The organism is Leisingera aquimarina DSM 24565, from assembly GCF_000473165.1.
GTDB lineage: Bacteria > Pseudomonadota > Alphaproteobacteria > Rhodobacterales > Rhodobacteraceae > Leisingera > Leisingera aquimarina.
In genome coordinates this window covers 4190566-4215957 of the sequence record NZ_KI421504.1, presented here as the reverse complement: position 1 = coordinate 4215957, position 25392 = coordinate 4190566, and the positions used below count along the sequence as shown (strand labels likewise).

Sequence of the window (25392 nt, the reverse complement as noted above, 5' to 3'; positions counted from 1 at the left end):
TTCCTGCCTGCCGTCAGAACGTTTGCGAGCCCAGGCCTGAGACCGCAGCGCGTTCGCGTTCTCACCGGTTGTCAGGCCACGCGAATCTTGTCCGCAGGCAGCGCGGGCTAAGTGCAGTTCAGGTATTGGAGACAGTGCGCGTCCAGCGGCCGCTTTATTCAGGAGGTTGGAACAATAAACTTAGTTATTGTGAAGTTTATTAAAAATAGGTTGTTTCTCTGATCAGGGACCCTATCGGTTTAGTCAACCAAGGTTCATCCAGATGAAAGACCCATTCTATGGCAAATGCATATATTGGCAGCTTGAACGGAGCGTCGTCACTGATCAGACTTCTGGCTTTTGAGGACTTCGCCGAGCCTGTAAGCAGTGAGCAGGATAGCTCCAGAATCGAGATGACTGCGCTCGATGGGTCCATACTGTCTTTGACTGGCAACTTTGCTAGCGCAGATCAGGGTGACTGGGAAATCTTTTCCATATCTTATGTTCACAACGAGGTGCCGCTCATCTCGATTTCAGGATTCTCGCTGCCGTTTTCGGATTTCGAGACGATGACTGGACGGCAGCTTTCGCAAAGCCTGTTTTCCGGGGATGACAATATCTCAGTGAATGTGAGTACTGGGTTGGCGATCAAAACTTTTGCCGGAGATGACGTTGTGAGCCTAGGCGCGGGTAACGACACCGCACTCGGTGGTGCCGGCAGTGATACGTTGCAGGGACGCAGTGGAGACGATGAACTGCGAGGCGGCACCGGTGGGGATTTACTGACGGGCGCCGACGGTCAGGATGTCCTTTACGGTGAAAGAGGGAATGATACGCTAAAAGGCGGCTCTGAAGATGACATCTTGTCGGGAGGTAAAGGTAACGACAAGCTAATCGGAGGGGCGGGCAATGATACTTTGATTGGCGGCAATGGCAAAGACACCCTGAGGGGCGGGCAAAGCGATGACGTTTTCACCGGAGGCGGTGGCGAAGACATCTTTGTATTCAAATCGAACGACCACACTGACGTCATTACAGATTTCGAAGTTGGTGTTGATATGATCAGGGTGAAAAGCGGCGCCACCAGCATGGATCAAGTGGATTTTGATCAGCAAGGGGATCACGTGCTCGTCTATTTCGGAAATGTCACGATCACTGTGCAAAATATGACCGTGGAGCAGTTGGACGACGGAGCCAACTTTCTTTTCTGAAGGTAGGTGCCCCTGTTACTGCGCGAGCCTGGGCAAACAATGAGGGGCGTGTGAGAACAGGAAAAATACGCGTAAATGGTCTACGTGGTATTCCACATCGGTCTTACCTTAGGAGGTTTTACATGAAGCTAGCTGCGAAATTAACGGCCGCTGCCCTTTTGGGCGCAATCCCGTCACTTGTTTTGGCAGATCCAAAACCTCGTAGTGCCAAGCCTGTAGACCCGCAAAAGATAGCGGAAATCTACGCTGGAAACACGGATATTTGGGCCAACAACTGCACCGGAGGCATTTATTATGCTCCCAATCAACAAGCCCGCGCCTGGTGTGGCGAAAACAGTGAAAACCTAGGGGCAGGCACGTGGAAAATCGACTCTCAGGGAAGAATGTGCCATCAGCTGTCCTGGTATTGGCCCGATGGAGACGGTGCGGGGGAAAGTCCAGGAGATGAAACGTGTATTTCCCATGTAATCGATCGCTGGGGCACAATTTGGCGCAGCTGGCCTGATGAATCGGAATGGTGGCAATTAGCAGGAAAATTTTCCGGATTAAAGCCGTATTCTGGGATGAAGGAGGGGTACAAGTTTCACAGCAATGTGTTGGAAGTGCGATCCAGGTTGGGGTTGTAGTTAATATTAAAATTCCCGAATAAGGTGGAATTTCACTTTTCTAGTGAAATTTCGGTAATAACCGCACTGCAGAATGACTCGGCTTTCTTTTCTTATGAAAGCAGGCGTATTGGGACAGTGCATGGCAAACAGTACTTTCTGTTTGGCTAACTGTAGCTGGCGAATACGGATCTAAAGAATGCCTCGGAAGTTCTCTAAAACTGCATTTATCGCTCTTCATCCACAGCTGCCCAGCAGTGTTGATCAACTGTCAGTCGCCCATGAGTGGTGTCTGCGTGAAACAAAAGAAAGTGGTGAGCCTGAGCCTCCCCCAATGAAGTGGTCCGCCCCTATGATTAGGAAAGCGGAGGGCCATAGATGGCGATTAAGAGACCCAAGCCTGAAGAGATTGTCGCGAAGTTACGGCAGGTTGAAGTGCTGATGGGGCAAGGCATGCCCCGAATAGACGCCATTCGGCAGATCAGTGTGACGGAACAAACCTATTGCCGTTGGAAGAAGAAGTACGGCGGAATGGGCACAGAACAACTCAAGGAACTGAAGCGGCTCCAGAAGGAGAACGAGCGCCTTCGCCGTGCCGTTTCAGATCTTACACTCGACAAACTGATCCTGTCAGAGGCCGCAAAGGGAAACTTCTGAGCCCCTCGCGCCGCCGTGCCTGCATCGATCATGTGCGTAGCCAAATCAAGATTTCCGAACGCCGTGTATGCCGCGTCTTGGGCCAGCACCGATCCACGCAGCGCCGGTTGCCACTTGGGCGTGCTGACGAAGACCGCCTGGTCGAGGACATGATCGAGCTGACACGTCAGTATGGTCGATATGGCTACCGTCGGATTGCCGCTCTGCTGCGAGACGCAGGCTGGCAGGTGAACGACAAGCGCGTCGAACGTCTATGGCGGCGAGAGGGGCTAAAGGTTCCCATGAAACAGCCCAAGAAAGGGCGGCTCTGGCTCAACAATGGTTCGTGTGTTCGGCTGCGGCCAGAGTATCGCAATCACGTCTGGTCGTACGACTTCGTGCATCATCGAACAGACGATGGTCGAGCGTTCAGGACATTGAATATTCTGGACGAACACAGTCGGGAATGTTTGGCGACCCGGGTGAGGCGGCAGCTGAACTCGACCGAGGTCATTGATGTTCTGACCGACCTGTTCATTCTTCGGGGCGTGCCTGCTTACATCAGGTCTGACAACGGCCCCGAATTCATAGCTGAGGCCGTCAGAGGCTGGATCAAAGCAGTTGGGGCTAAGACCGCATTCATCGAACCCGGGTCACCGTGGGAGAACGGATATTGCGAAAGCTTCAACGGGCGCATGCGCGACGAGCTGCTGAACGGTGAGGTCTTTTACTCGCTGCGGGAAGCCCAGATCATCATCGAAAGTTGGAGAAAACACTACAACACCAGACGACCACACAGTGCTCTGGGCTACCGCCCACCGGCTCCAGAGGCCATTGTTCCGGTAGACCAAAGGCCAACCATGCACTAACTTTCAACTTGGACCACTCAAGCGGGGCCGCTCACAGACCCCGGCCGAACAGGAAACGCAGGAGACTGCTGAGACCGTACCGCTCACCCTGCGCGAGCCGTGCCCTTGCTGCGGCGGCCCGATGCGCATCGTCGAAATCTTCCGGCGCGGGCAAAAACCGATGAGCCGCGCGCCACCCAGGGAGCAGGCCGCATGACGAAACGCCCGTCCACGCCGCGAAGACTGCCCCGGTTCCAATTCGTGCTCCGGAACGCCCCCGGTACGCCCGGTCCTGTGGCTGGCCCGCAATCACCCGGTCAACGGCTCCGCCGGCACACGGAACGCATGATCACACCCCGCTGGACAACCTTTCTAAACCGGCGCTTCCTGCCTGGCTGGCGCTCAGAACCGGCTCTCGCAATCACCCGCAGCATACTTTCCCCATAGACGCCGCCCAGCCTCCCGCAGCTTCCTCCTTGTCAGGTTATTCAACGCGGGCCGGGTTGCACACGAACGCCACCGATGCGCCGCGGCCCGCATCGAAAAACCTTCGACAAAACTGTCTTTTGCTAGGGGCGCAGCAGTAGCCGCTTAGCCATCAGTTTCAGCCATTTGCGGTTTCCATCTTCCATGCCGCCAGCAGTTTCGGCAGCGCTTCGGTCCAGTCCAGCACGCCGACGGCTTGCGCCCAGGCCTGGTACTGGCGGATCAGATCCTTCTCAAAGGCGGGGTTACGGCCTGCAAGGTCGGTTAGCTCGGTGCGGTCCGCCTCAATGTCGTATAGCTCCCAGGGGTAACCATGCAGCCGCACCAGCTTGAACTGGCCCAGCCGGATCGCGGCGTTGCCCTCGTGCTCCCAGAAGATCGGTTGCTCGCGCTGCCAGTTCTTGCCTTGAAAGAGACCCAGCAGCGATTCCCCCTGCAGCGGCTGAATTTCATGTCCGCCCACCTCGGTCTGGTAGCCAGCGCCGGCGGCTTCCAGGATAGTCGGCAGGATATCGACCACATGGCAGGCCGCATGGGCATTGCCGCGCGGTTTGAACCCCTTTGGCCAATGGGCGACCAGAGGGGTCGAGATGCCGCCCTCATGCACATAATGCTTGTAAAGGCGGAACGGCGCATTGGAGACATTGGCCCAGGGCTTGTCATAGCTCTGGAAGGTCTGGGCATCGCCCGGGCGCAGGCCGGTCACATTGCCCATAGTGATCTGCTTTCCGTCGTGTGTTTTGTCCGGGTAGAACTTCGCCCAGCCGTCCTCGGCCATGAACTCGGCGCAGCCGCCGTTGTCGCTGAGGAAGAGGATCAGCGTGTTGCCGAACTGCCCGAGCCGTTTCAGGGCTGTGATCAAAGTACCAATCGACTGGTCCATGCGGTCCACCATCGCTGCATAGGTGGCCATCTTGCTGGCCTCCCAGTCCGGGTTCTTTTCCTGCTCCCAGCCATGCACAGTGCTGTCGCGCCGGGAGATGTCCCAGCTGCACTGGAACACGCTTTGGCCGTTCATCGTTTCGTGGCGCGCGGTGCGGATATGGTCCCAGCCCTTGGCATAGACGCCATCGTATTTTGCGATGTCCTCGGGGTGGGCATGCAGCGGCCAGTGCGGCGCGGTGTGGGCGAGGTAAAGGAAGAAGGGTTTCTCCTCAGCCACCGCACCTTCTATCATGCCGATGGCCTTTTGGGTGATGGCATCGGTGAAGTAGAAATCATCCGGGAAGGTTTCGACTCGGCTGTCATCTTCCAGCATGTAATGCGGCGAGAAGAAATGCGTGGCCCCGTCCATGATCCCGTAGAACCGGTCAAAGCCGCGTTGGCGCGGGGTCGGGTGCTCGACGTCTCCGACCCGCCAACTGTCCACGCTGCGCGGCTCGAAATCACCGGCTACATGCCATTTCCCGGACATCAGCGTGGCATAGCCGTTGGCGCGCAGATGCTCGGCGATTGTGGCGCTGTCGTTGCGCAGGAACCCCTGGTAGGCAGGGGTGCCCAGATTGGCGCCCATATGTCCGACACCGGCGTTATGAGGATACAGGCCGGTGAGGAGCGAGGCGCGCGTGGGGCAGCAGCGGGCACAATTGTACATCGCAGACAGCATCACACCGCCCCGCGCGAGGGCGTCGATGTTGGGAGTCTGGATTTCCGACCCGGTGCAGCCGAGATCGGCAAATCCCATGTCGTCCGCCAAGATCAGGATGACATTGGGCCGGCTGGTTCCTGTCTGGGGGCTGTTGTTGGTCATAACTGTGCTTTCATCAGGGGTCAGGCTGCGGGGGCGGACGCAAGCGGGCCGCCCTCGACGGTGACCCGGTGCATCAGGCGGCGGAAACCGTGATAGTCGTTGATCGCCTTGTGCCAGGTGGCACGGTTGTCCCACATGGTGATGTCACCGGCCCGCCAGCGCACGCGGCATTGAAACTCGGGTTGCTGGCAATGGGCATAGAGCATGGCCAGAAGCGCCGAGGATTCGTCCGGGGTCAGCCCTTCAATGCGGGTGGTGAAGACCGGGTTCACAAAAAGGCCGCGCCGTCCGCTCAATGGATGGGTGATGACAACCGGATGCCGGGCGTCCTGGGTGGCGGCCTCTGTATTGCTCAGACGTCCGGATTTCACGGCCTCGCTGCCCATCGCGGCGGCGCCGAACACATGGCGCGAGGAATGCACGGCCGTCAGACCACCAAGAAACCGGCGCATCGGCTCTGAGAGCGCCTCATAGGCGGCACCCATGGAGACAAACAGCGTGTCGCCGCCATAGGGCGGCATCTCGATGGCGTGAAGAATAGAGCCCATCGCCGGTTCCTGATCATAGGAATGATCGGTATGCCATCCTTCACCAACGGCCTCTGTCTGGTCCTTCTCTTTCAGCACCATGGCAATTTCCGGGTGCCCCTCGACCGGTCGGAAGAACCGGTTGACATTCACCGGTCCAAAACGGCGGGCAAAGGCCAGGTGATCCCCCGGTCCGGCGGTCTGCCCCCGCAGCACGATCACCGAGTATTCCGCAAATGCGTCCCGAATGGCGCTGAAATCCTCGCTGCGGCGGATATCCGCCCCCAGGATTTCAGCGCCCGGCCCACCGGTCATTGGCAAAATGTCCATGATATCCTCCGCTGTCACCTGCAGGCAGCATAGGGTCTGTCCCAAGACTGGAAAAACTGATTTATTCTCCCTCAAAGAAAGATTTTTCCCATGGTTCGCTTCACCCTTCGCCAACTCACCTACCTGACGGAAACCGCGCGGCAGGGCGGTATTGCCCAGGCGGCGCGGCAGCTGAATGTCTCTGCCGCAGCCATCGCCTCGGCACTGGACAAGCTGGAGGCCGCCACTGGTCTGACCCTGTTCGACCGCTTTCCGGCACAGGGCATGCGGCTGACCCGCGCTGGCGAGACGTTTGCCACCCAGGCCGAGGCCTTGCTGGCGCAGGCCGACGCTCTGGACAGGCAGGCCGCGGATCTCGTATCAGGCGGCGCTGGCAGGATCCACATCGGCACCCATCACGCACTGGCACAGCGGATCGTCCTGCCTGCAGTGCTTGCCTTCCGCGAAAGCCATCCCGGCGTCCGTATCGAAGTAAAGGAAGCCGACTATCCAGCATTGGTAGATTCGCTGGATGCTGGCGAAGTGGATGCGCTGGTGGTTTTTGACCAGGGGGAAGACTCCCGCCGGCATGAGTCTGAAATCCTTTTGGAGCTGCCACCCCTGGTTCTGTTGTCAGCGTCACACGCCCTGGCGGTGAAAAGCCGGATCAGCCTGTCCGAACTGACCGGTCTGCCTTACGTTGCGGTTTCACCCGCTGGCCCCGGCCCCAGTTACTTGCAACTGCTGCAGGCCGCGGGCGTCCACCCCGAAGTGCCGTTCCAGTCCCAATCGCGCGAGCTGGTTCAGGCTTACGTCGGCAAGGGGTTCGGGTTCACGCTTGCGGGCTTCCCGCCCAAGCAGGACCGCACTATTGAAGGCGACACCATCGTTGCGCGGCCGCTCAAGGAAAACATTGGGCATTACAGGGTGGTGATTGCTCGCTCGCGCCAAGTAGTGCAGACAGGGCTGATTGACCGGTTTCTAGAGATGTGCAGGTTGTCGAGCTCGACCTCCGGCACCACAGGTGTCCAAGGATCCGTAATTCTGTAGTGCCGTCGTTCGTCTATTCTGTAGCATCGGTCAAAATGGGCTCGAAGCCCGATTTCACCGCTTGTAACGCAAAAGTCCGGCCCTACGATGCGAACGACAGCACATCGAACAAGACAGTGAAAGATCAGAGGCTTGACCTATTCTGCCGATGACTGGTTCCGTTCCATCTGCGCCAAGGTGCCTGCTGCATTAGCCTTCGGCGGCTGAGAACCCTATTTTCCGAATGCCGCAATAAGCATGAACGGGTGCTTTGTGCGCTTGCACTAAATCGCTCCGCGATAGGGGCTCTGCGTGGCCGGTGTTGGACTGAAGCGGGATGTGTTTCGCGGTTTTCGATGTCGGGTGTGTGCTGTTGGCCGAGGTGATTTTGCCTCGGTTGACAGAGGGTTTTGCCATGACCAAGCAGCCTCCTGCACCGGCGGCATCCCTTCGGGCGCGCATGATCGCGGATAGGCCGGCACGCAATCTCGGACCGGCATCGCCGACCAGCCGCCTGCGGGCCTGCAAGCGGTTTGCCTCCTGGCTCGGGCGATCTCTGGAGACAGTCTCACCGGATGACGTGAAGCACTTACAGCTGCATCTGATCGAGACCGGGACCAGCATTTGCACCCGCAACCAAACCATGACCGGGGTGAAGTTTCTGTTCCGGGTCACCCTGCGGCGGCATGATCTGGCAGCCGAGGTTTTCCGCCTGAAGGAACCGGTGAAAGTGCCGCTTGTGCTGAGCCGCAACGAGGTCAGGCGCATCCTCGCCATGGCGCCCGGCCTGAAGGTCGGCGACAGCGTGCCGGAGGCGCGTCTTCGACACGGCGGGGAACAGAAGATCATCCGCATTGTGCAGGCCAAGGGCCGCAAGGACCGCAACATGATGCTGCCCGGGGACATTCTGGGTTTGTTGCGCGAGTGGTGGACCGAACGCCCCGCGAGCCAGAACACGGGCGTGCCCGGACCCGAGCGGGTTCTCTTCCCCGGCTATCGCGGCAAACACCTCTCGGCCCGCCAGATTTCGCGGCTGTTCAAGCAGGCGGCCCGGGCCGCAGGGATTACCAAGCCGGTGACGCTGCACACTTTGCGCCATTCCTTTGCGACGCATCTGCTGGACGATTTGAGGCCGGCCAAGCACAAGAAGGGCAAGAAATGCGCGTCATAGCGCGCCTTGCCCCCATCACATTTGGACGTCGCGGATATCTTCCGCATGCATGGTGCTGCCTGGCGGGCGGCCAATGCGGGCCATATCAGCCTCGATCAGTTGAAGGTGATGAACGCCATCGAGCGCTGCCGCACGGTGGCGCTTGGCGGTCATGCCGCGCGATGTGAAGACTGCGGGCATAAACACATCGCCTACAATTCGTGCCGGAACAGGCACTGTCCCAAATGCCAGGCGGGTGCGGCCAAGGCCTGGCTGGCGGCGCGCGAGGCCGAGCTGCTGCCCGTGCGGTATTTCCACCTGGTCTTCGCGCTGCCGAAGCCAATCGCCGGCATCGCCCGGCAGAGTGAGCCAATGGAACGCCAATGGTCCGAGAGACATTGGCGAACGCGGGAGATCTGCAATCTGCTGATGCGATCAAGCGCGGACACGGTGATCCGGATCGCCGCCGGCCCCAAGCACCTTGGCGCCCGGGCCGGCCTCACATCCGTCCTGCACACATCGTGCCGGAAGCGCGTCTTCGACACGACGGGCTCGGCGATGACGCACCACCCGCATGTCCACATGATCGTGCCCCCCCCTCTCGGCAGATTGCTGCGCAATCGCCTGCCAGGCAGTGGGACGGCGGCCTGTCTGCGGATGGCACCGGTTGGATCGCCTGCCGCGGGAACTTCTTCCTCTCCGTCCGGGTGCTGTCACGCCTGTACCGCCGCCTCATCCTGGACGGGCTGGCCGGGCTGCACAAAGCCGGGAAGCTGCACTTCTTCGGCGATCATGCCGGGCTTGTGGATCGCGCAGCCTTCGACGCGTTTCTGCAACCGCTGCGCAGGATCGATTGGGTCCTGTATGCCAAGGAACCCTTCGCCGGACCCAGGGCAGGGCTGGCATACCTGTCGCGCTACACCCACCGTGCCGCGATCTCCAACAGCCGCCTGATCCGCATGGACGGCCGGGGCCTCACCTTCCGCGTCAAGGATTACCGCGTCCACGGCCCCGGGCGGCAAACCAGCATGACCCTGAAGGCCGGCGAGTTCATCCGCCGGTTCCTGATCCATGTCCTGCCCAAGGGGCGGCATCGCATCCGCCACTACGGCTTCTTCGGGAATGGCAACCGTGCCGCCAATATCGCCAGGATCCGGGAACGGCTCGGGGCCGGGCAGTCAGATCCGGGTCTCGCGCACGATGGCACGGCCGGTGACGCCGATGCACTTGCCCAGGTCCTCGCGCTGCCATGCCCCTGCTGCGGCGGGCGGTTGATCATCGCCGAAACCATCACGCCAGAACGACGCCCCAGGGCGCCGCCAGGAACAGCGAGGGCTGCCGCATGACATGCGCGCCAAAGACCGGAAGTCCAATTGCCGCTGTTCACGATACCGCTTGCGGCCAATCCGGCATGCCTGCAGCCCGGATAGGAGAGGTGCGAAGGTTGCCGAGCCCCGCGAGAGGCGGCGCATGCCCCTCAAAGCTCACAAAATCCGTGCCGAAGCTGCCTGCAACGAGCGCAGTTGGCCCAACCTGCAGAACAAGAACCAAGGCAATCAACCGCTTCAAACCCCCATGGAGCCAGCTGGCCTGCCCAATTCCAGCACTGCGATTTCCCGCTTGCGCGCTTCTCCGACGCCAGGCAAGGCCGCGCATCACTCAAACGTCGCGCGTGGCGTCCGAGAAACCTGCAGCTTTGCCGTCATTGATCGCGGGTGGATTGCACCGACGCAGCCGGATTAGACGGTGTCGTAAAGTGGCAGAGTTGTCATTTGCTCTGGTAGAGGACGGTTACGGGGTAGTCCAGAAATATTCCCATGGTTGCCGCGGGCTAAATCCTCGTGTTGGAGCAGAAATGCCGCAGTGACCGCCGACAGTGCTCAGAAGCAGTCGGCATTCTGGTATGAGCTTATAGCCTTGGAGTTCAAGCGCGCCATGTTAGCCTTGCCCAATGAGCACAACGCAGATGATATCACTCTTCGGGAGCAAGGCAACGCGGCGGGCTTTGTCCACTCTGATGGCGGGGGTTATGGGGCTGGCAGGCCTCGCGGTGATACAGTTTTGGCTTCATTCCGCCCGGCTCGACAGCGAAAGCGCCACACTTCAACGGCTTGCCTCGCAACGGGCTGGTCAACACGATGCACACCTGACGGCTTTGTCGGCCATTGCCGTAGCCGGCGCGGGACAGCGCAACGATCTTTTCCTCGACGTCGCAGCAACAATTTCAAGGTTCTACCCGCGGATCGGCGACGTGCAGCTTGTGCCGTTGGATCCCGCTCGGGACATCGTCGGTGCGATGGTCATTTCGGCCGACACCGCCGAGCAAATCCGCGCTGCCGCCGCGCGCTCCACCGGTGTCCCGGTGATGTTGCCGCACCCGGAAAAAACGCAGCATTACCTGCTGATCAAACGCAGCCCGAACTCGGATCAGGCACTCTATGCCCTGGCGCTCAGCGTCGATGCCGCCCAACTGTTCGACAGCAACGCCGCGTTTTGGGCGCAGGACAAGGCCAGCTTCCGGGTGTCCCTGCCGGATGGCACGGTGCTGGTCCAATCCTCGGGTATGAGCGCGGCGCGGTTCGCAAAATCTCTTGGAAGCGGCTCGCAACCCCTGCTTTTGGAAACTGCAATGCGGACGCGCCCGGCCGATCTCCTGCCGCCCGCGCAGGTCGCGCTTGTGCTGTTGCTGACCGGGCTTCTCTATGCTGCAGTCACCGCTGCATCCCGGCAACGCCGCCGGGTGCGCGCGGCCGAACAACAGGCCAGCCTCAGCCGGATGGAAGCCCAGCTCAGCCATGCTGCGCGGGTCAACGCGATGGGAGAAATGGCCAGTGGCATGGCGCATGAACTGACCCAACCCCTGACCGCGATCCTGGCCCAGGCCCAGGCCGGCAAGCGCCTGTTGGCGCGAGGCGACAGCGATGCCGTGGCCTCGGCGCTCGATGGCACCATCGCCCAAGCCCGGCGCGCCTCGACGATCCTGGAACGGCTGCGCAACTGGTCGCGTCCGCAGCGCGCCGGCACCGCACCGATTGACCTGCGCGATGCAATCGCCAATGTCCGCGCGCTATTGTCGGCCGAGGCGCACCGCCGGGGTGTCACCCTCGAGGCCGCCCCAACAAACCACCCAGTCACGGTGACAGTGAATCAGGTGGAAATCGAACAGGTGATCCACAACGTCTTGCGTAATGCACTCGAGGCGCTTGAGGGTACGCCCCAGGCACGCGTCAAGATCACGCTGCGCAGCAGCGGTGATACTGCTACCCTCGATATTGCCGACAACGGCCCCGGCGTCGCGGCCGGCATGGTGCCCCAGCTGTTCATGCCCTTCATGACAACCCGCGCCGAAGGCACCGGGTTGGGGCTGGCGCTTAGCCAGCGCCTGATCGAACGCGCGGGCGGCACGATTTCCTATGGCGGAGGCAACCCCGGAGCGGTCTTCCGGATCGACCTGCCGTTGACGGCTCCCATTGCGGAGGCCGCGCAATGACACATCCGGTTTATCTGGTCGACGATGACGAGGCAGTGCGCGATGCGCTGACCCTGCTGCTGTCGACCGTCGGCGTGGACGTAACGCCCTTTGCCGATCCTCAGGCATTTCTGGCGCGGCTCGACGGGCTTGCCCCCGGTTGCTTGATCTTCGACATTCGGATGCCGCTGATCTCGGGTCTGAAGCTTCAGGAAAAGCTGGCAGAACGGAACATCGGCTGGCCAACTGTCGTCGTCTCCGGCCACGGCGATATCGAAGCCTGCCGGCAGGCTTTTCGCAACGGCGCAGTCGATTTTCTGTCGAAACCCATCGATGAACAGGACCTGATCGACGCCATTCAGAAAGGCAATGAAATCCTGGAACGGCGCCTGCTGGCGGAGGCTGAAAAGGCTGAGGCGCGCAGCCTCTTGCAATCGCTTACCCCGCGCGAGGCACAGGTGCTTGACCGCATCGCCGAGGGCTTCACATCGAAACAGATCGCTGAGGGCCTCGGCCTGTCGCCGCGCACCATCGAAAGCCACCGTGCCGCGATTTGCGCCAAGCTGGGCACCACCTCGCAGGCCGAACTGACCCGTATATGGCTCGAAGGCCGCGACAGTCCGTAGAACTACGGAGATGCGTGCAAGGTCTACGAATACCGCGCCGGCCCTTCGCGCCATAGTCTCTCTAAATCGATTTTGACAAAGAGACACGCCATGATCCGCAAACTGATCCTCGCCTCCCTTCTGGCCCCCGCCACCCTGGCCGCGCAAGAGCTACCCACTGCCGCCTATCTGCCGCTCGACATGGCCACCAAGGCCGCCCAGGCCGCGCTTGGGGCCTGTGCCGCTGACGGCTACAATGTCAGCGTCGCCATCGTCGCCCGTGACGGTGCAACCAAGGTGCATTTGAAAGCCGACAATTCCGGGCCGCACACCGTAGGCAGCGCCCAGGGCAAGGCTTTCACCTCGGCCTCGATGGGCCGCGACACCGCCGGTCTGGCCAATTTCATCGGTGAAAACCCGCAACATGACGGCCTGCGCTACATGGACCGCCGCATGGTGATCCAAGGCGGCGGCCTGCCGATCAGGATTGGTGGCGCGCTGGTCGGCGGCATCGGTGTCGGCGGCGCCCCCGGAGGCCACCTGGACGAGGCCTGCGCCCGCGCCGGGCTTGATGCCATCGGCGCAAAATGATCCCGTCGGGCGGCCGGTCATCCCTTCGGACTGCCTATCCACATCGGAGACATTAAATGCTCAAATTCCTCCTGTTTTCCGCCATTCTGACCCTCGCGTCGCCCGCCTTGGCCCAAACCGCACCCTCGGCCGCGGAAATTGCCGCTTACGACGGGCTGCACCGCGCAGCCCAGACCGGCGATGTCGCCGGGATTGACCGCCTCGCCGCTGGCGGCGCCGATCTCAATGCACGCGACCGGCGTGGCCGCACCCCCGCCCACGTGGCTGCCTTCGCCTCGCAGGACGCCACCCTGCGCGCCTTGGCCAAGGCCGGGGCGGATCTCAACGCACTCGAAGGGCAGGCCTATGACGTAGTCACCATCGCCGCCGTGGCCGACGACCCCGAATTGATGTCGCTGGCCATCGAACTGGGCAACCACCCCGGCCTGACTACCAGCCCGTATGACGGCACCGCCTTGATCGCCGCCGCGCATCTGGGCTATGTCGAGGTGGTGCGCCGTCTAATCAACGCCGGGGCGCCGCTCGATCATGTCAACAACCTCGGCTGGACCGCGCTGATCGAGGCGGTGATCCTGGGGGACGGTGGCCCGGATCACCAGGCCGTGGTCGAGCTTTTAGTCGCGGCGGGTGCAGATCAAACAATCGGAGACCGTGACGGTGCCACTCCGCGTGACCATGCAGAAGACCGTCAATACCTCGAGATACTGTCCCTGTTGGGCAACCAGAATTGACCCGTGCGAACAAGCGGCAGGTGCTTCAATCCGCTGGTTGTTGGCAATGCCCAGATCCTGCCGCGTCAACGCCTGTACCGCCGCGACCGGCGGCGAGGCACAGTCTCATGTATTGTCCCTCCTGCACCGTTCTGCTGCGAAATTGTGATTCGCACGCCGCGCTATGATCCTGGCTTGCGACCGCCTTCAAAACCCCTGAGAGGCGACTGTCGATGGCAATCGACCAAGGCAGGCTTTCAGTTCTGCGATCCAGTATTTCACTGCCTCATAGAGTGCTGCTCCCGGCCAAACTCACTATCGTGACCGGTGCTTTGCGCCGATATGGGGCAAGCAAAGCACAAATGTTGAAGGATGTAGAAGTGCCGTTGGCTCTGCCATCTATAATGGCGGGCGTTAACCAGACGATCCTTATGTGTCTGTCTATGGTTGTGATGATCTCGCTGATTGGTGGAGGCGGGCTCCGCAAATCAATCCTTGAGGCACTGCAGCATGCGGCCAAGGGCCCAGGCATTCTAGGCGGCTTTGCCATCCTTTTCTGCGCAATCACTATCGACAGGATTGTTCAGGGGGCTTTCTCGGGCAAGCGGCGTTGAACCATTTCGCAAGGCGTATCTTTGGAAAAGGAGAAATGATTGCCTGGATCCTCCGCAACTACTCCGACCGGCGGCCGAGCAGGCGGCCGCCGTGAGCGCCTGAAATCTCGCGCAAATGCGCGCTCCCGGACAGATATGAAACACGGCACAGCAATCCGGCCGCAGTTCAAGGTCCCGGCGGATACCAAATCCATCTGCCAGCCTTTGGGTCACAGATCAAGGGTAACTAAATGCACCCCTAGTGCATCTGACAGTCGAAATTTCTCAAAACAAGCGAGCACCAATGTCTAGGTATTCAGTCCCGGCACCTGGTGGATCGGATTCAAACTGCTTCTCAAGTTCGAGGCGGTATCGGCAGGAATGCTTTTTTCATTCTACAGGTTAAAAACACTCAGCGGGACGTGCTAGTATAAAACGCTGTCCGGCATTTTCGCAATCTGCCTTCAGCTTTGCGCCCATTTGTGCCGTTCATACAGCGGTAACCAACTGCGGTAGGAAACGGCGGTTGCCTGCTCCCGCAACCAACTTTAGCGAACTTTCCGCATCGCCAATGCCCGCCTCTTCGGCGGGTTTTGCTTTTTTAGGCATGGCGATCAAATTGCCCTGCATGTCCAGGATGTGGTTCTTGGCATCATGATCGTATGAAACCACAACCCGATCCAGCAGCTCGTGAAGCTCATCGCTCGCTCTGCCAGCCACACCTTCGTCTGTAAGGGTTTGAACCGCCTCCGGCAAACCCGGGGCGGTTCATAGCCACGGTCCCCAAGCAGCCAACCGGCTTTTGGCAAGCTGCTTAGCAGCGCCCGCGCGCCGATGTCGTCGCTGACCCGCCGCCTGACAGGCGATGTTTGCATCGCCGAGAAGGGGCCCGGCGGTGATAAACAGGCTGAGCGGCCGGCCCTGGCGGTCGCAGATGGCATGCAGCTTCGTGTTCATGCCGCCTTTGGTCCGGCCCCTCTCGGGACATTGCTGCGCAATGCCCTGCCGGGCAAGGGATCAGGCGTCCACTGCCCGGCAGTCGAAACGCAGTTTCGATGAGAGGGGATCATCACAGTCTTCTCTTCCCTGTGACCGGAGGCCGGCCCGGCCATCATTCGAGCGAAGATGCCATTCTCGCTCCAGCGCTTCCACCGGCTGTAAAGCGTTCACCGGGCTGACGCCGCCCCGCTGGGGCGACGGTCCCGCCTCACTGTGCGGACCGTATTCAGCAGGAGCGTCCCGCCAGCGCAATCCATTGCGGTTGATGAAGGTTCGTCGGGAAAACGATTCACTGGATCGTTTTCTGATCCTCCTCACTCCCGCTCAAAACGCGCCGGTCATCGACGCGAGGCTTGCCGGGGGACCTGGGAAAGAAGGGTTCAAGACGCGCCATCTGCGCGTCGCCCAGCCAGAAAAGATCAGACATGTACACCGCTCGTTTTCGAGCTCTGAATCACACGGCGAATCATCACACGGCAAATCGGAAATCAATGCATCCTGACCTTAACGGTTGAAACTATCGGCGATATCCAACCCTTGTCTCTGCTGTGACCGAGGCTGCACCAACCCGACCCCCAACACCATCAGTCCTAAGGAAACAATCAGGGCGGGCGGCGCTGTCTCGTTCAGGAACAGAGTTCCGGACAAGAAACCGCCAATTGTCACGAAATAGGCCACCTGACTGGCAAAGACCGCGCCGGTCCGGGCGAGGATTGCGAAATAAGCTGCGTAGCACAGAACATGCAGCAGGCCGGAGAGTATGAGTGCTGTAAAGGACAGCGAGAGGGTGGCAAGGGCCAGCGGATCGGTGCCGATGCCAAGGACCAGGGGCAGAGCAAGAAGGCAAGACAGGCCGGACGCATAGAGCAGCGTTTCGACAGGGTCGAAGCGGTCGCGAGTGCGGGCGGCAATCACGTTGCTCTCGGCCGCGTAGCACAGCCCGGGCAGCAAGGCGATGGCTATGCCCCAGGCTGCCTGCTGGCCCAGCAGCGTGAGCGAAATGCCCAGCAGCAGGAGGATCGACGTGGCACCTAGGAGCAGACCGGAGCCGCGCCGGAGACTGAGCGTTTCCCGGTCCAGGCCGAGGGCGATCAGGTAGGCTGCCATCGGGGTGACGGCGATGCCGATGGACATCATGTTCGCCTGCACCATGCTGACGGCCGCAAAGCTCAGCCCGTGCGGCAGCAGCGTACCCAGCGACGCAACAATGAAATAGAGACCCCATTGAGATCTGGCTCCTCTGCGCTGCCCTTTCAGCCGCCGGAAAGACTGCCAGGCCAGCAGCAGGGCAAACCCGGCCAGCTGCTGCCAAAAGACCAGGGCAGCAGTGGAATGCCCGCCCGCCACGGCGAGCTTGTTTAGTGGTATGGTTGCTCCCCAGGCCAGCCCCAGGAAGATCAGAAACAGTGTCCAGCGCATCGTGGTTTCTTCCTTAAACACATCAATCATTAAGATGCAGGCTGCTGCTGCTGCCTGCCTGGCAGCGTGCGGCGGGACGGATCAGGGCGCAGAGGCCGCTGAGGTGATCCAGGATGAGGGGTTCCGGGCTGCGCGACCGGATGAGCAGGCCGAGAGTGTACATGCCATTGGCCAGTAGCCCCGCCTTTGCGCGGCGCGCGGGTTCCGTGTCCTCAGGCGCTGCCCGCTGCAAGAACCTGGCAAATCCCTGCGACAGTATCCGGCGATTGCGGGCTGCCAGTTCAGCAGCCTTCTCATCGGTTCCGGACATTTCGACCATGCTGGTGCAGACGAAGCAGCCCAGCGGCTCGCCGCCTGGGGTCAGCCGCTCTCTTGCTCCTTGCAAGGCGCCGCGCAGCCCTTCGGGGCTGGCGCCTGCCCGGGCGATGCTGCGGACCAGCGGGCCGGTTACATCCCGGTTGTAGTGCTCAATAGCGGCCAAGTATAAACCGTGTTTGGAGCCGAAGACTGAATAAAGCCCGTAGTTGTTGACACCGGTGCCGGCGATCAGATCCTTCAGAGAGGCATCATGGTAGCCTTTGCGCCAGAACACCTTGAGCGCAGCTTCCACGGCATCGTCCGGGTCGAATTCCTTGTGCCTTCCCATGAGGCCCTTCCTGTTGATTGAGGCCGCGGCAGGCTGAGGCCGCCCACCGCGGCTGCGGGGATCACCACTTTTCCGCAAAGGGGCGGATTGTGGTCTCAAAGGACCAGGTGGTCCGGTGCTGGTGGGTGAGGTGATAGATTTCCTCTGCGATGCCGTCGGGGTGGGCGAAGAAATCCTCCCGCGCTTGCGGCCAGTCTGCGGGCGGCACCAGCCAGCTGGGGCGCTCTGCGTCGCTGGCGCCCAGCCAGGCCGCGTCGATGGCGGCGTCCACCGACAAGTAGCAGACATGGATACCTTCCGGACCCAGGTCACGTGCCAGTGCTTCGCACAGATTGCGCTGCGCGGCCTTGGTCGGGGCAAACAATGCGTAGTTCGGCACACCGCGGTGCGACGCGGTATTGCCAGTGGCCAGGATTGCCCCGCCGCCGCTGGCGGCCATCTTGTCCGCAAAGAAGCGGGCAAAGACCAGCAAGGCAGTAGTGTTGACCCGGAAGTTCCGTTCGATCTCCAGCGGATCCAGCTCGCGGAACCGTCCAAAACTGTGTGACACCGCATTATGCACCAGTACCCGGGGCACGCCCATGTCCGCCTCGATCCTTGCCAGGCAGGTTTCGAAGGCATGCAGGTCGGAGATGTCGCAGGCATAGGCCTGCGCGCCGGGGAGCTGGTCTGCCAGCGCCTGCAAGCGCTCAGCTTTGCGGGCAATCATGGCAACCCGGTAGCCTTGCGAGAGGAACTTGCGCACGGTGGCGCTGCCAGTGGCGTCGCCGACGCCGGTGATGATGCAAAGAGGCCCGGCCATGGTCAGGCCCACTGTTTTTTGCGGATTTCGGTATAGGGCGCGCCGTATTTTCCGTTCTCCTCACCGGCGGTGATGACGGTCATTATCGCGGGATCGTACTCGTAGGTCCGGATCCACTGGCGGTCGCCCTTTTCCATCAGCATGCGAGAATGAGTCGAGCGCGCACGGCGCGTGTATTCCACCTCCACCATCCGGCAGGACTGGCCGCCAAAGCCATAAGAATATTCATCGGCGCCGGGCTGCACAAAGCGGGCATGATACAGTTTCCAGTACTGGCCATCGTGTTTGTAGATGGCGAAGGTCATCTCGTGGGTGTCGTACTGCCAGTGCCAGGTGCTGTCCTGGTAGATCTTTTCCCAATCTGCCAGCAGGCTGCCGTCCCGGAACGAATGGCCTTCGATTTTCCAGCCTAGAGTGTCGGTCATTTTCGTGTTTCCTTAGGTTTTCACATCGATCATTGTGAAAAGGCGGCGGCAGGTCCCGCTCTCAGCGGCGGGTTCCTTAAGGCCGCCGCCTTTATCCGGTCTTTTGCGCGGGTGCGGAGTTCGTCCGGGGTGTTTCCCAGTTGAATAAGGTTGAAACCGCAGCAAGGTCCTGCACGCCCAACCCGGTTAGGCTGCAGACGATGACTTGGCCTTCGCTGCTGCGCAGCCGGTCATACTTGGCCCAAACAGAGCCCAATTCCTGCATCCCAAGTTCTGCCTCCGGCAGGCCCGAAGACAGGGCTCGGGCTGCATTGCCATAGGCGCGGGATTGTCCGAGGCTGTCGGTAAAGACCCTGTCGGCCTTGGCGAGCAGCTGCGGGGGCAGCTCGCATTTTGTTTCGTCATCGGCGCCGATGCTGATAACTGTCTGGCCGGGCTCCACATCTGCGGCCTGAAACAATGGGTCTGACGCGGCGGTGGCGCACACCACCAGCCTGGCTCCGCGCATTGCCCCGGACGGGCTGCTTGCAGTTGAAACCCGGCTTCCCGGAAGCTCAGCCCGCAAAGCCGCCGCCAGCGAATTGGACGCCCCAGGCCGGCGCGCCCAGATGCGGAGGCTTCGGACCTCCCGCAATTGGGCAAGTGCCTGTATCTGATGGCGCGCCTGCGTGCCGGCACCCAGCAACGCTGCATCCACTGGTCCGGCAGACAGGCAGCTATGCGCGGCCAAAGCGCCGGCGGCGCCGGTCCGGTAGTCGGAAATCAGATGGCCGTCGTGAAGCAATGCAAGCGGTTGGCAGCTCTTGGAATCACAGACCAGAATCAGCCCGCTATGGCCGCTGCCGGTGTCTGCTTTCAGGCTTTCCGACCAGCCCGCGAGCTTGACGGTGAAAATGGGGGTGCCAGGCAGAGCCGCGCTTTTGACATGCACATCGGCGCCCGGCGCAGGGAACAGCACCTGAGCCGCCGACGTTGCCTTTCCTGCGCTGTAGGCGATCATCGCCTGGCGCACTGGAGATAGCAGGGCCGCGTGGGACAGCCGGGCGGAGATTTCTTCGCGGGTGATATGGCGCAGGGCAGGTGTCATGGCAGCACCCCGAACCGGCCGGTGCCCAGGATTGTTACCCGACCACCAACATGGATAGCACTGATCCCATCGGGTCCACTGACGACCTGTACAGAAATACGGCTGGGGCGGCCTGCATACTGCCCCTGCTTAAGTTCCAACGTGTTGGCCGCGTTCAGCAGCCCGTGCTTATGGGCATAAGCGCCGATGACGCCTGCGGCGCTGCCGGTTGCGATGTCTTCGATCTGTCCGTCGTTGGTCCAATGGCGCCCTTCGGTCCGGTGGACGTCGTACAGATAAGCAAACTGAGCGCCTACGTCCGCAAGCCGCTGCTCTAGCTCGGGAACGCGGATAGCCGCCCTGTCCAAACCCTGCCGGACCGGTACCACCAGATAACGCAGCCCGGTCGAGATGACTTCCAGCGGCAGGCCCGGGGCAAGATCCTCAAGCGCCAGCGAGAAACAGCTGGCAAGTTGTCGGGCGGCGGGGCCGTTCAGCTCTGCCAAATACAGAGGCTTTCCCTGATCCATCCAAACGTCAAACCCAGCTGCGCGGCGGGCAGAACGCAGAGTCACCCGGCGTTCTCCTAAGGCAAAGGCAATCTTTGCCGTTACAGCGGGTTGCTCAAGGTCATGCAGCACGGCCGCAGCACCGAGCAGCGGGTGTCCAGCAAACGGCAGCTCCTCTTCCAGGTCGAAAACACGCAATGGCCGGCTTCCGTCCGCGAGTGCCTGCCCGGTTAGGAAAGCGGATTCAAAGTGCTTGAGCTCCCGGGTCAGCTGCAGCATCTGCCGGCCGTCCAGCGCCAGCGCGTCGGGGAATACTGCCAGGCTGTTGCCGGTGAACGGGCCATCCGAGAAGGCATCGCAAAGGACATAGTGCATGCCGCACCCCCGCTGAATTGAGCATCTGCCTGCTGGTTAGCTCAGAAACAGGGCGCGGGGTGAGCCATATGTACATGAGGCTGCCTCATGAATGTGGAGATCAGCCCATGCTGAACATCTTTGATTGCTGTGCGCGAATTACTGAAATTTCCTCATGCATCCACTGCCGCAGGGCCTGATACCCGTCGGTGGCGGCATTGGCCGGCGTGGTGACCAGCCAGTAGCGGGCGCGGGATTTTACCGGCTTGCCGACAGTTTCCAGGAATCCGGCCTCAAGATCATTTTCCACCAGCAGGCTGCGCCCCAGCGCAATACCCATGCCGCCGATGGCGGCCTGAATGGCAAGATCGGCGCGGGCAAAGGCGTTGACCGAGCGCTCGAACTCAATATCCCAGCTGCGGCCGGCGAAATACTCCTGCCAGCTGAAACCGGTGCCGTCGCTTTCGCCGAAGCGATCCACCAGAAGCCGGGCGCCGGGCTGGCGGCAATAGTCCTGCAGAGGCACCGGCCCCAGGTAACCGGGCCGGCTGACTGGCAGCAGAACCGCCTGCAGCAGAGGCTCGGAATGCAGCCCGGGATAAGGGCCCAACCCATAGCGGATTGCGGCTTTGGCCTCGCCTGCGTGCAGATCGACCAGCCGGTCATCCACGTCGACCAGAAGATCCAGCCCGCTGTCCTGCGCGCGCTGCAGGGCGGGCACAACCCATTTCATCGCCACCGAGGAAGAAACCGACAGGCGCAGGCTGCGGCTGGTCTTGAGGTCATGCAGCCGGGTGAGAGCAGCGCGCCAGGCGCTGCCGCTGTGCTGCGCGGCGTCACACAGGATACGGCCGGCTTCAGTCGGCATGATCCGGCGGGTTGTGCGGTCAAACAGCGGCACCCCGAGCGCGTCCTCCAGGGCCTTGATCCTGTGGCTGACCGCCGATTGCTCGATGCCGAGGCGCTCCGCGGCGCGGGTGAAGTTCTGCTCCTCGGCTATTGCCTCCAGCAAGGGCGAGCTCTGGATCAGCTTGGGCAGAAGGGTGTCGATCTGTTTCATGAATCTGGATCATAGTTATATCAATGTATTCCTGGCAAGGGATGGATCATGCTGAAGGCAATTCATGAAAAGGAACCGAAAGCATGACCCGCACTGAAGCCACAGTCACCGCCCGTATCGTCAACGGTTTCGTCACCCTCAAGGATCATGGCGACCCTGAGCTTCTGGAGGCCGGGCGCGACGGGTTGAGCGACGAAGACCTGAAGCGCCTTGGCGAAGGCGGGGCCGCCCGGCCGTACGCAACTGGTGGCAATCCTGCTGGCGTTGTGCTGGATGCGGACGGTCTGAGCGATGCCCAAATGCTTGAAATTGCGCAGAAAGTCGGCCTGTCCGAAACCGCCTTTGTGTCTCTTTCCGAAACCGAAGGCTTCAAACTGGATTTCTTCACCCCGACTCGCCGCATTGCCCATTGCGGCCATGCAACCATCGCCGCCTTCAGCTATCTTGCCGAGCTCGGACGGGTGAGTGAGGGGGAGGCCTCGAAAGAGACCGTGGACGGCCCGCGCAAGATTATCATCCGGGATGGCGCCGCCTATATGGAGCAGCTGGCACCGCGGTACGAAGACCCGTCTGAGTGGGCGGACCGGGGCGTTCAGGAACAGGATGTGCTGAACGCACTGGGGCTGACGCTAGTGGATCTGGATCCGCGCTTCTCTCCCAAGCTGGCCAATACCGGCAACAGTTTTGTGCTGGTTGCAGTCAAAGACGGTGCCGCGCTCAAGGCGGTGAAACCCGACTTTGCGCAGCTCGAGGCCATCAGCGAAGCCTTGGATCTGATCGGCTTTTACGTGTTCACGACGGATCCCGGTGCTACCTCTGCTGACGCCACCGCTCGCATGTTTGCGCCGCGTTACGGCATCAGCGAAGAATCGGCCACCGGCATGGCAGCGGGCCCGTTGGCCTGCGCGCTCTATGACCACCTGGGTGCGCGCAAGCCAAGGCTGCTGATTGAGCAGGGCCACTTCATGGAGCCCGCTTCCCCAAGCGAAATCACCGTTGAGCTGGACCTCAGCGCCGGCCGGATCACCGGCCTGATGGCAGGCGGCCACGGCGCGGTGATGAAGGAGATGCAGATCAGTCTGGACCGCAGCTGGGCCTCAACCGCAGGAGGGGGAAGTGATTGATCTCTACGGCTGGACCACCGGTAACACCTACCGGGTGCTGATCGCGCTGGAAGAAACCGGGCTGCCCTACCGGACGGTTCCTGTGAATCTGCGCGAGCGGGACCAGGACAGGCCGGGGTTCCTGGCGCTCAACCAGATGGGACAGGTGCCGCTGATCATCGACAACGAAGGCCCTTGCGGCCGCAAGATTACCCTGAGCCAGTCCATGGCGATTCTCCAGTATTTGGCCGAAAAGTCCGGCCAGCTGATACCAGCCGCCCGGGCGGAGCGCGCCCGCGCGCTCGAAGCCCTGAGCCTAGTGATGACTGACCTGGTGGCACCCGTCAATTTCGGGCTCAGCCTGGAGCGCGAAGAGGGTAGCAGCGCTGGACTGGCCTTTGGCGAGGCGCGGGCAATGCGCGCGCTCGCTGGCATCGAGCAGCGACTCGGCGCATGCAGCTTTCTAAGCGGCGGCCGTTTCGGTGCAGCTGACTGTGCCGCTTTTCCCATGATCCACCTGCTGGGCGCCGGCCGCCTGAAGGACTTGCCGGCCACCCTGCGCTGGTACCGCGAGGCGCAGGAGCGCGCATCGGTGCAGCGCGCGCTTGCAGCCATTTTCTGACCTGATGAAAGGAGATCAACATGTGTGGCAACCATCAGAACTTCGACGCTTATGCCTTTTCCAAGCAGCCCGGCTTTGACGAAGCGGCGGTGCGCAAGGAATTCGCCAAGGCGGTGCCGCTGAAAACCGTGGTCGTCTATTGCTATGACCCGCGCATCGCCCAAGTGCCGCGGCTGGTGGCCGAAGAGTTCGGCCAAACACACCCCGGGAACATCGTCACCGACGGCAGCGGCAACAAGATCGCTTCGACCACAAATGTCTTCGAGGTTTGCGTGGCCGGCGGCCGGGCCTATGACGCCCTGCGGTCCGTCACAGTGGCGCAGCATCTGTTCGGGATCGAGAACATCGTCATCGTTCACCACACCCATTGCGGCGCCACTTCGTTCACCAAAGAGGGGATCATTGACGCCTACAAGCAGGAACATGAGGCCGAAATTGAACAGCTTTACCCGGCAGAAAGCATTTGCATCAGCGACTACATTGCCTCCCTTGAGCATGATGTCCAATTGATGCGGGACTCCGCCGGAACCCCCAAACACACCAATATCTACGGCTATATGTACGACATCGATGAGGAAAAGCTGATCAAGGTCACGCAATCGCTGGCCGCTTGACTTTTCGGGCCGGCGGCCTGCTGCAGCGCGTGAAGGGTATTGCGTCAGCCACTTGAAAAAATTGGAGGCCGGCATGAGAGAACAGGATGTTGAAGACTAGCTGAAGGCCTATGGCAGGGCCTGGATCGAAGGCGACCCGCGCCCTGTTCACGGTAGCGGCAGAATACCATGAGACCCCTTTCAGAGAACCGCTGATGGGCCGGGATCAGATCAGGCAGTATTAGGAAGCCCTGCGGGGTCCGGCGGCAGCAAAGCTGCCATCGCCGAACATGATGCGCAGCGGGAATCTCCCGTCCTGGCGGGCAATCTGCCAAGAACCGCGACTTGCGCCGATGCAGGCGACGACATGCCACAAGAGGATGCCAAACTTCACTCCAGGGGCAGGTTCTGGATGGTCAGCACGCTGTCGAGCTTTCGTTCGAGGGCGGCCATCTGCTGCTGGTCGGCTTCCTGCTGCTGACGGCCAAGGCGCAGGTCTTCGGAGATCTGGAGAAGCGCTGACAGAAGCCCTTGCGCCAGGGTCTTGGTGTCCCGCTCGGGCGTTTCCAGAAGCGCGAGCAGTGGGTGCAACACTCTGATGTGTTCCTCGTTCCGGATCAATTGGTCGAGAAGCACCTGATGGTCCTGGGGCAGGTGAAGCGTTTTCGGTACGGATGTGGTCATCTATGAACTCCGTGAATTCGGGTCTGTATTGGTTAAGGGCATTGAAAAAACTAGCGGCTTCCAGAAACCTCCGTGCTTCGTCCAATTTGCGGGCGAATTCGAGGCGGCTGCGCAGGTGCCGCGGTTCCCAAGCCGGACCGAGACTTCCGCCTAGCACGCTGCCTGCACCATTCACCCAGAGATCGCTTTTGGTCCTGTGCGTGTTCAGGATCCGGGTGCGCCGAAACTCACCGGGGGCAAGACCCATGGCGGCGTCGAGCTCGGGGAGGGACCGTGGCTGCAGGTGCCGGAACACTGAGTCGAGGTCGGTATGTAACTGGCGGCGGAGGTCGGTGGTCAGGTTCCGCAGCGGCACTGGCGGGGTCAGGTCGGGAATCTTCGGGTCGAAATACACAGGCTTTTCGAGGCCCAGATGCCGTGCCAGCATCCCATGCACCCGGTCGGTGTTTTTTCGGGACACCCGGGGCCTGACCCCCGAACCTGAAAAGGTCCGGGATGCGATGGCCGAATGGACATGGTCGCAACTCTTGCCGGGGTGACGCGCGGCCAGCCACGGGGTTGCGAATTCCGGGAAACCTGTTTCGCGCAGCGTCGTCAGGAAAATCCGGGTCC

At 61.1% G+C, this 25392-nt stretch carries 24 protein-coding genes and 4 pseudogenes; 16 read left to right on the top strand and 12 right to left on the bottom strand.

What is annotated here, in order from left to right; all coding sequences use genetic code 11:
* Positions 1-278: 278 nt before the first annotated feature.
* The 4 genes and pseudogenes from AQUI_RS29530 to AQUI_RS32125 form a co-directional block, all read left to right on the top strand.
* Positions 279-1190 carry a calcium-binding protein gene (locus AQUI_RS29530; RefSeq protein WP_027259995.1) on the top strand — a complete coding sequence of 304 codons (912 nt, stop codon included), beginning with the start codon at positions 279-281 and terminating at the stop codon, positions 1188-1190.
* Between the two features lie 122 nt (positions 1191-1312).
* Positions 1313-1816, top strand: a complete 504-nt coding sequence (locus AQUI_RS30365) for a DUF995 domain-containing protein (RefSeq protein WP_084294516.1) — start codon at positions 1313-1315, stop codon at positions 1814-1816.
* A 357-nt stretch (positions 1817-2173) separates the two neighbouring features.
* Positions 2174-3300 (top strand): IS3 family transposase gene (locus tag AQUI_RS0125215; protein ID WP_156916806.1). Its coding sequence is split into 2 segments (ribosomal slippage): positions 2174-2438 and positions 2438-3300, totalling 1128 coding nucleotides; the frame shifts between segments, so codons are not numbered across the junction.
* Positions 3301-3358: 58 nt separating this feature from the next.
* Positions 3359-3496, top strand: a pseudogene (locus AQUI_RS32125) (IS91 family transposase); the annotation flags it as partial.
* A 387-nt stretch (positions 3497-3883) separates the two neighbouring features.
* Here AQUI_RS32125 and AQUI_RS0125210 read toward each other — a convergent pair.
* Entirely contained in the window at positions 3884-5515 is a 1632-nt protein-coding gene (locus AQUI_RS0125210) for an arylsulfatase (protein WP_027259994.1), read from the bottom strand.
* Between the two features lie 20 nt (positions 5516-5535).
* Positions 5536-6372: a TauD/TfdA dioxygenase family protein gene (locus tag AQUI_RS0125205; protein WP_027259993.1), complete on the bottom strand. Its 837-nt coding sequence runs from the start codon at positions 6370-6372 to the stop codon at positions 5536-5538.
* 90 nt (positions 6373-6462) lie between these two features.
* Here AQUI_RS0125205 and AQUI_RS0125200 point away from each other — a divergent pair, with 90 nt between their 5' ends.
* The 9 genes and pseudogenes from AQUI_RS0125200 to AQUI_RS0125160 all read left to right on the top strand — a co-directional run.
* Positions 6463-7401: a LysR family transcriptional regulator gene (locus tag AQUI_RS0125200; protein ID WP_027259992.1), complete on the top strand. Its 939-nt coding sequence runs from the start codon at positions 6463-6465 to the stop codon at positions 7399-7401.
* Positions 7402-7795: 394 nt separating this feature from the next.
* Positions 7796-8551 (top strand): tyrosine-type recombinase/integrase, encoded by a 756-nt coding sequence (locus AQUI_RS28855; protein ID WP_084294554.1) that lies wholly within the window; start codon positions 7796-7798, stop codon positions 8549-8551.
* A 45-nt stretch (positions 8552-8596) separates the two neighbouring features.
* Positions 8597-9876: pseudogene (locus AQUI_RS28850) on the top strand (IS91 family transposase).
* A 124-nt stretch (positions 9877-10000) separates the two neighbouring features.
* A complete protein-coding gene (locus AQUI_RS31630) occupies positions 10001-10273 on the top strand; it encodes a hypothetical protein (protein WP_027259991.1) in 273 nt (90 codons plus the stop codon).
* A gap of 223 nt (positions 10274-10496) precedes the next feature.
* Positions 10497-12020, top strand: a complete 1524-nt coding sequence (locus tag AQUI_RS28845) for a sensor histidine kinase (protein WP_156916914.1) — start codon at positions 10497-10499, stop codon at positions 12018-12020.
* Positions 12017-12625 carry a response regulator transcription factor gene (locus AQUI_RS0125175; RefSeq protein WP_027259990.1) on the top strand — a complete coding sequence of 203 codons (609 nt, stop codon included), beginning with the start codon at positions 12017-12019 and terminating at the stop codon, positions 12623-12625. The genes AQUI_RS28845 and AQUI_RS0125175 overlap by 4 nt, the downstream gene beginning before the upstream one ends.
* Positions 12626-12715: 90 nt before the next feature.
* Positions 12716-13195, top strand: a complete 480-nt coding sequence (locus AQUI_RS0125170) for a GlcG/HbpS family heme-binding protein (RefSeq protein ID WP_027259989.1) — start codon at positions 12716-12718, stop codon at positions 13193-13195.
* A gap of 56 nt (positions 13196-13251) precedes the next feature.
* Positions 13252-13926, top strand: coding sequence for an ankyrin repeat domain-containing protein (locus tag AQUI_RS0125165; protein WP_027259988.1), 675 nt, complete (start codon positions 13252-13254; stop codon positions 13924-13926).
* Between the two features lie 320 nt (positions 13927-14246).
* Positions 14247-14519, top strand: a pseudogene (locus AQUI_RS0125160) (ABC transporter permease subunit); the annotation flags it as partial.
* A 468-nt stretch (positions 14520-14987) separates the two neighbouring features.
* Here AQUI_RS0125160 and AQUI_RS0125155 read toward each other — a convergent pair.
* The 9 genes and pseudogenes from AQUI_RS0125155 to AQUI_RS0125110 all read right to left on the bottom strand — a co-directional run bounded on the left by AQUI_RS0125155 (position 14988) and on the right by AQUI_RS0125110 (position 21778).
* On the bottom strand, positions 14988-15170 hold the full coding sequence (locus AQUI_RS0125155; RefSeq protein WP_211236073.1) for a hypothetical protein: 183 nt from the start codon (positions 15168-15170) through the stop codon (positions 14988-14990).
* Between the two features lie 95 nt (positions 15171-15265).
* A pseudogene (locus tag AQUI_RS31625) lies at positions 15266-15924 on the bottom strand (transposase family protein); the annotation flags it as partial.
* 77 nt (positions 15925-16001) lie between these two features.
* Entirely contained in the window at positions 16002-16916 is a 915-nt protein-coding gene (locus AQUI_RS0125140; protein ID WP_211236049.1) for a DMT family transporter, read from the bottom strand.
* A gap of 22 nt (positions 16917-16938) precedes the next feature.
* Positions 16939-17562: a TetR/AcrR family transcriptional regulator gene (locus AQUI_RS29525; RefSeq protein ID WP_051371987.1), complete on the bottom strand. Its 624-nt coding sequence runs from the start codon at positions 17560-17562 to the stop codon at positions 16939-16941.
* Positions 17563-17623: 61 nt separating this feature from the next.
* Positions 17624-18364 carry an SDR family NAD(P)-dependent oxidoreductase gene (locus AQUI_RS0125130; RefSeq protein WP_027259982.1) on the bottom strand — a complete coding sequence of 247 codons (741 nt, stop codon included), beginning with the start codon at positions 18362-18364 and terminating at the stop codon, positions 17624-17626.
* 2 nt (positions 18365-18366) lie between these two features.
* Positions 18367-18789 (bottom strand): hypothetical protein, encoded by a 423-nt coding sequence (locus AQUI_RS28835; protein WP_051371986.1) that lies wholly within the window; start codon positions 18787-18789, stop codon positions 18367-18369.
* A 91-nt stretch (positions 18790-18880) separates the two neighbouring features.
* Entirely contained in the window at positions 18881-19876 is a 996-nt protein-coding gene (locus tag AQUI_RS28830) for an ornithine cyclodeaminase family protein (RefSeq protein ID WP_051371985.1), read from the bottom strand.
* The gene (locus AQUI_RS0125115) at positions 19873-20739 is read right to left on the bottom strand and encodes a PhzF family phenazine biosynthesis protein (protein ID WP_027259981.1); all 867 of its coding nucleotides are present in this window, start codon (positions 20737-20739) and stop codon (positions 19873-19875) included. Before AQUI_RS0125115 ends, AQUI_RS28830 begins: the two co-directional genes overlap by 4 nt.
* Before the next feature lie 100 nt (positions 20740-20839).
* The gene (locus tag AQUI_RS0125110; RefSeq protein ID WP_027259980.1) at positions 20840-21778 is read right to left on the bottom strand and encodes a LysR family transcriptional regulator; all 939 of its coding nucleotides are present in this window, start codon (positions 21776-21778) and stop codon (positions 20840-20842) included.
* 83 nt (positions 21779-21861) lie between these two features.
* Here AQUI_RS0125110 and AQUI_RS28825 point away from each other — a divergent pair, with 83 nt between their 5' ends.
* The 3 genes from AQUI_RS28825 to AQUI_RS0125095 are packed head-to-tail and all read left to right on the top strand — an operon-like array spanning position 21862 to position 24117.
* A complete protein-coding gene (locus tag AQUI_RS28825; RefSeq protein ID WP_084294515.1) occupies positions 21862-22902 on the top strand; it encodes a PhzF family phenazine biosynthesis protein in 1041 nt (346 codons plus the stop codon).
* Positions 22895-23503 (top strand): glutathione S-transferase family protein, encoded by a 609-nt coding sequence (locus AQUI_RS29520; protein WP_051371984.1) that lies wholly within the window; start codon positions 22895-22897, stop codon positions 23501-23503. The genes AQUI_RS28825 and AQUI_RS29520 overlap by 8 nt, the downstream gene beginning before the upstream one ends.
* Before the next feature lie 20 nt (positions 23504-23523).
* Positions 23524-24117 carry a carbonic anhydrase gene (locus AQUI_RS0125095; RefSeq protein WP_027259979.1) on the top strand — a complete coding sequence of 198 codons (594 nt, stop codon included), beginning with the start codon at positions 23524-23526 and terminating at the stop codon, positions 24115-24117.
* A 369-nt stretch (positions 24118-24486) separates the two neighbouring features.
* Here the strand turns inward: AQUI_RS0125095 and AQUI_RS0125080 are convergent, their stop codons facing one another.
* Positions 24487-24780: a hypothetical protein gene (locus tag AQUI_RS0125080; RefSeq protein ID WP_027259978.1), complete on the bottom strand. Its 294-nt coding sequence runs from the start codon at positions 24778-24780 to the stop codon at positions 24487-24489.
* Positions 24781-25392: the final 612 nt, after the last annotated feature.

What these genes read in the sequence shown, in the direction of transcription:
- AQUI_RS29530 (WP_027259995.1), top strand. Translation starts at nt 279, where the DNA reads ATGGCAAATGCATATATTGGCAGCTTGAACGGAGCGTCGTCACTGATC.
- AQUI_RS30365 (WP_084294516.1), top strand. Translation starts at nt 1,313, where the DNA reads ATGAAGCTAGCTGCGAAATTAACGGCCGCTGCCCTTTTGGGCGCAATC.
- AQUI_RS0125210 (WP_027259994.1), bottom strand. Translation starts at nt 5,515, where the DNA reads ATGACCAACAACAGCCCCCAGACAGGAACCAGCCGGCCCAATGTCATC.
- AQUI_RS0125205 (WP_027259993.1), bottom strand. Translation starts at nt 6,372, where the DNA reads ATGGACATTTTGCCAATGACCGGTGGGCCGGGCGCTGAAATCCTGGGG.
- AQUI_RS0125200 (WP_027259992.1), top strand. Translation starts at nt 6,463, where the DNA reads ATGGTTCGCTTCACCCTTCGCCAACTCACCTACCTGACGGAAACCGCG.
- AQUI_RS28855 (WP_084294554.1), top strand. Translation starts at nt 7,796, where the DNA reads ATGACCAAGCAGCCTCCTGCACCGGCGGCATCCCTTCGGGCGCGCATG.
- AQUI_RS31630 (WP_027259991.1), top strand. Translation starts at nt 10,001, where the DNA reads ATGCCCCTCAAAGCTCACAAAATCCGTGCCGAAGCTGCCTGCAACGAG.
- AQUI_RS28845 (WP_156916914.1), top strand. Translation starts at nt 10,497, where the DNA reads ATGATATCACTCTTCGGGAGCAAGGCAACGCGGCGGGCTTTGTCCACT.
- AQUI_RS0125175 (WP_027259990.1), top strand. Translation starts at nt 12,017, where the DNA reads ATGACACATCCGGTTTATCTGGTCGACGATGACGAGGCAGTGCGCGAT.
- AQUI_RS0125170 (WP_027259989.1), top strand. Translation starts at nt 12,716, where the DNA reads ATGATCCGCAAACTGATCCTCGCCTCCCTTCTGGCCCCCGCCACCCTG.
- AQUI_RS0125165 (WP_027259988.1), top strand. Translation starts at nt 13,252, where the DNA reads ATGCTCAAATTCCTCCTGTTTTCCGCCATTCTGACCCTCGCGTCGCCC.
- AQUI_RS0125140 (WP_211236049.1), bottom strand. Translation starts at nt 16,916, where the DNA reads ATGCGCTGGACACTGTTTCTGATCTTCCTGGGGCTGGCCTGGGGAGCA.
- AQUI_RS29525 (WP_051371987.1), bottom strand. Translation starts at nt 17,562, where the DNA reads ATGGGAAGGCACAAGGAATTCGACCCGGACGATGCCGTGGAAGCTGCG.
- AQUI_RS0125130 (WP_027259982.1), bottom strand. Translation starts at nt 18,364, where the DNA reads ATGGCCGGGCCTCTTTGCATCATCACCGGCGTCGGCGACGCCACTGGC.
- AQUI_RS28835 (WP_051371986.1), bottom strand. Translation starts at nt 18,789, where the DNA reads ATGACCGACACTCTAGGCTGGAAAATCGAAGGCCATTCGTTCCGGGAC.
- AQUI_RS28830 (WP_051371985.1), bottom strand. Translation starts at nt 19,876, where the DNA reads ATGACACCTGCCCTGCGCCATATCACCCGCGAAGAAATCTCCGCCCGG.
- AQUI_RS0125115 (WP_027259981.1), bottom strand. Translation starts at nt 20,739, where the DNA reads ATGCACTATGTCCTTTGCGATGCCTTCTCGGATGGCCCGTTCACCGGC.
- AQUI_RS0125110 (WP_027259980.1), bottom strand. Translation starts at nt 21,778, where the DNA reads ATGAAACAGATCGACACCCTTCTGCCCAAGCTGATCCAGAGCTCGCCC.
- AQUI_RS28825 (WP_084294515.1), top strand. Translation starts at nt 21,862, where the DNA reads ATGACCCGCACTGAAGCCACAGTCACCGCCCGTATCGTCAACGGTTTC.
- AQUI_RS0125095 (WP_027259979.1), top strand. Translation starts at nt 23,524, where the DNA reads ATGTGTGGCAACCATCAGAACTTCGACGCTTATGCCTTTTCCAAGCAG.
- AQUI_RS0125080 (WP_027259978.1), bottom strand. Translation starts at nt 24,780, where the DNA reads ATGACCACATCCGTACCGAAAACGCTTCACCTGCCCCAGGACCATCAG.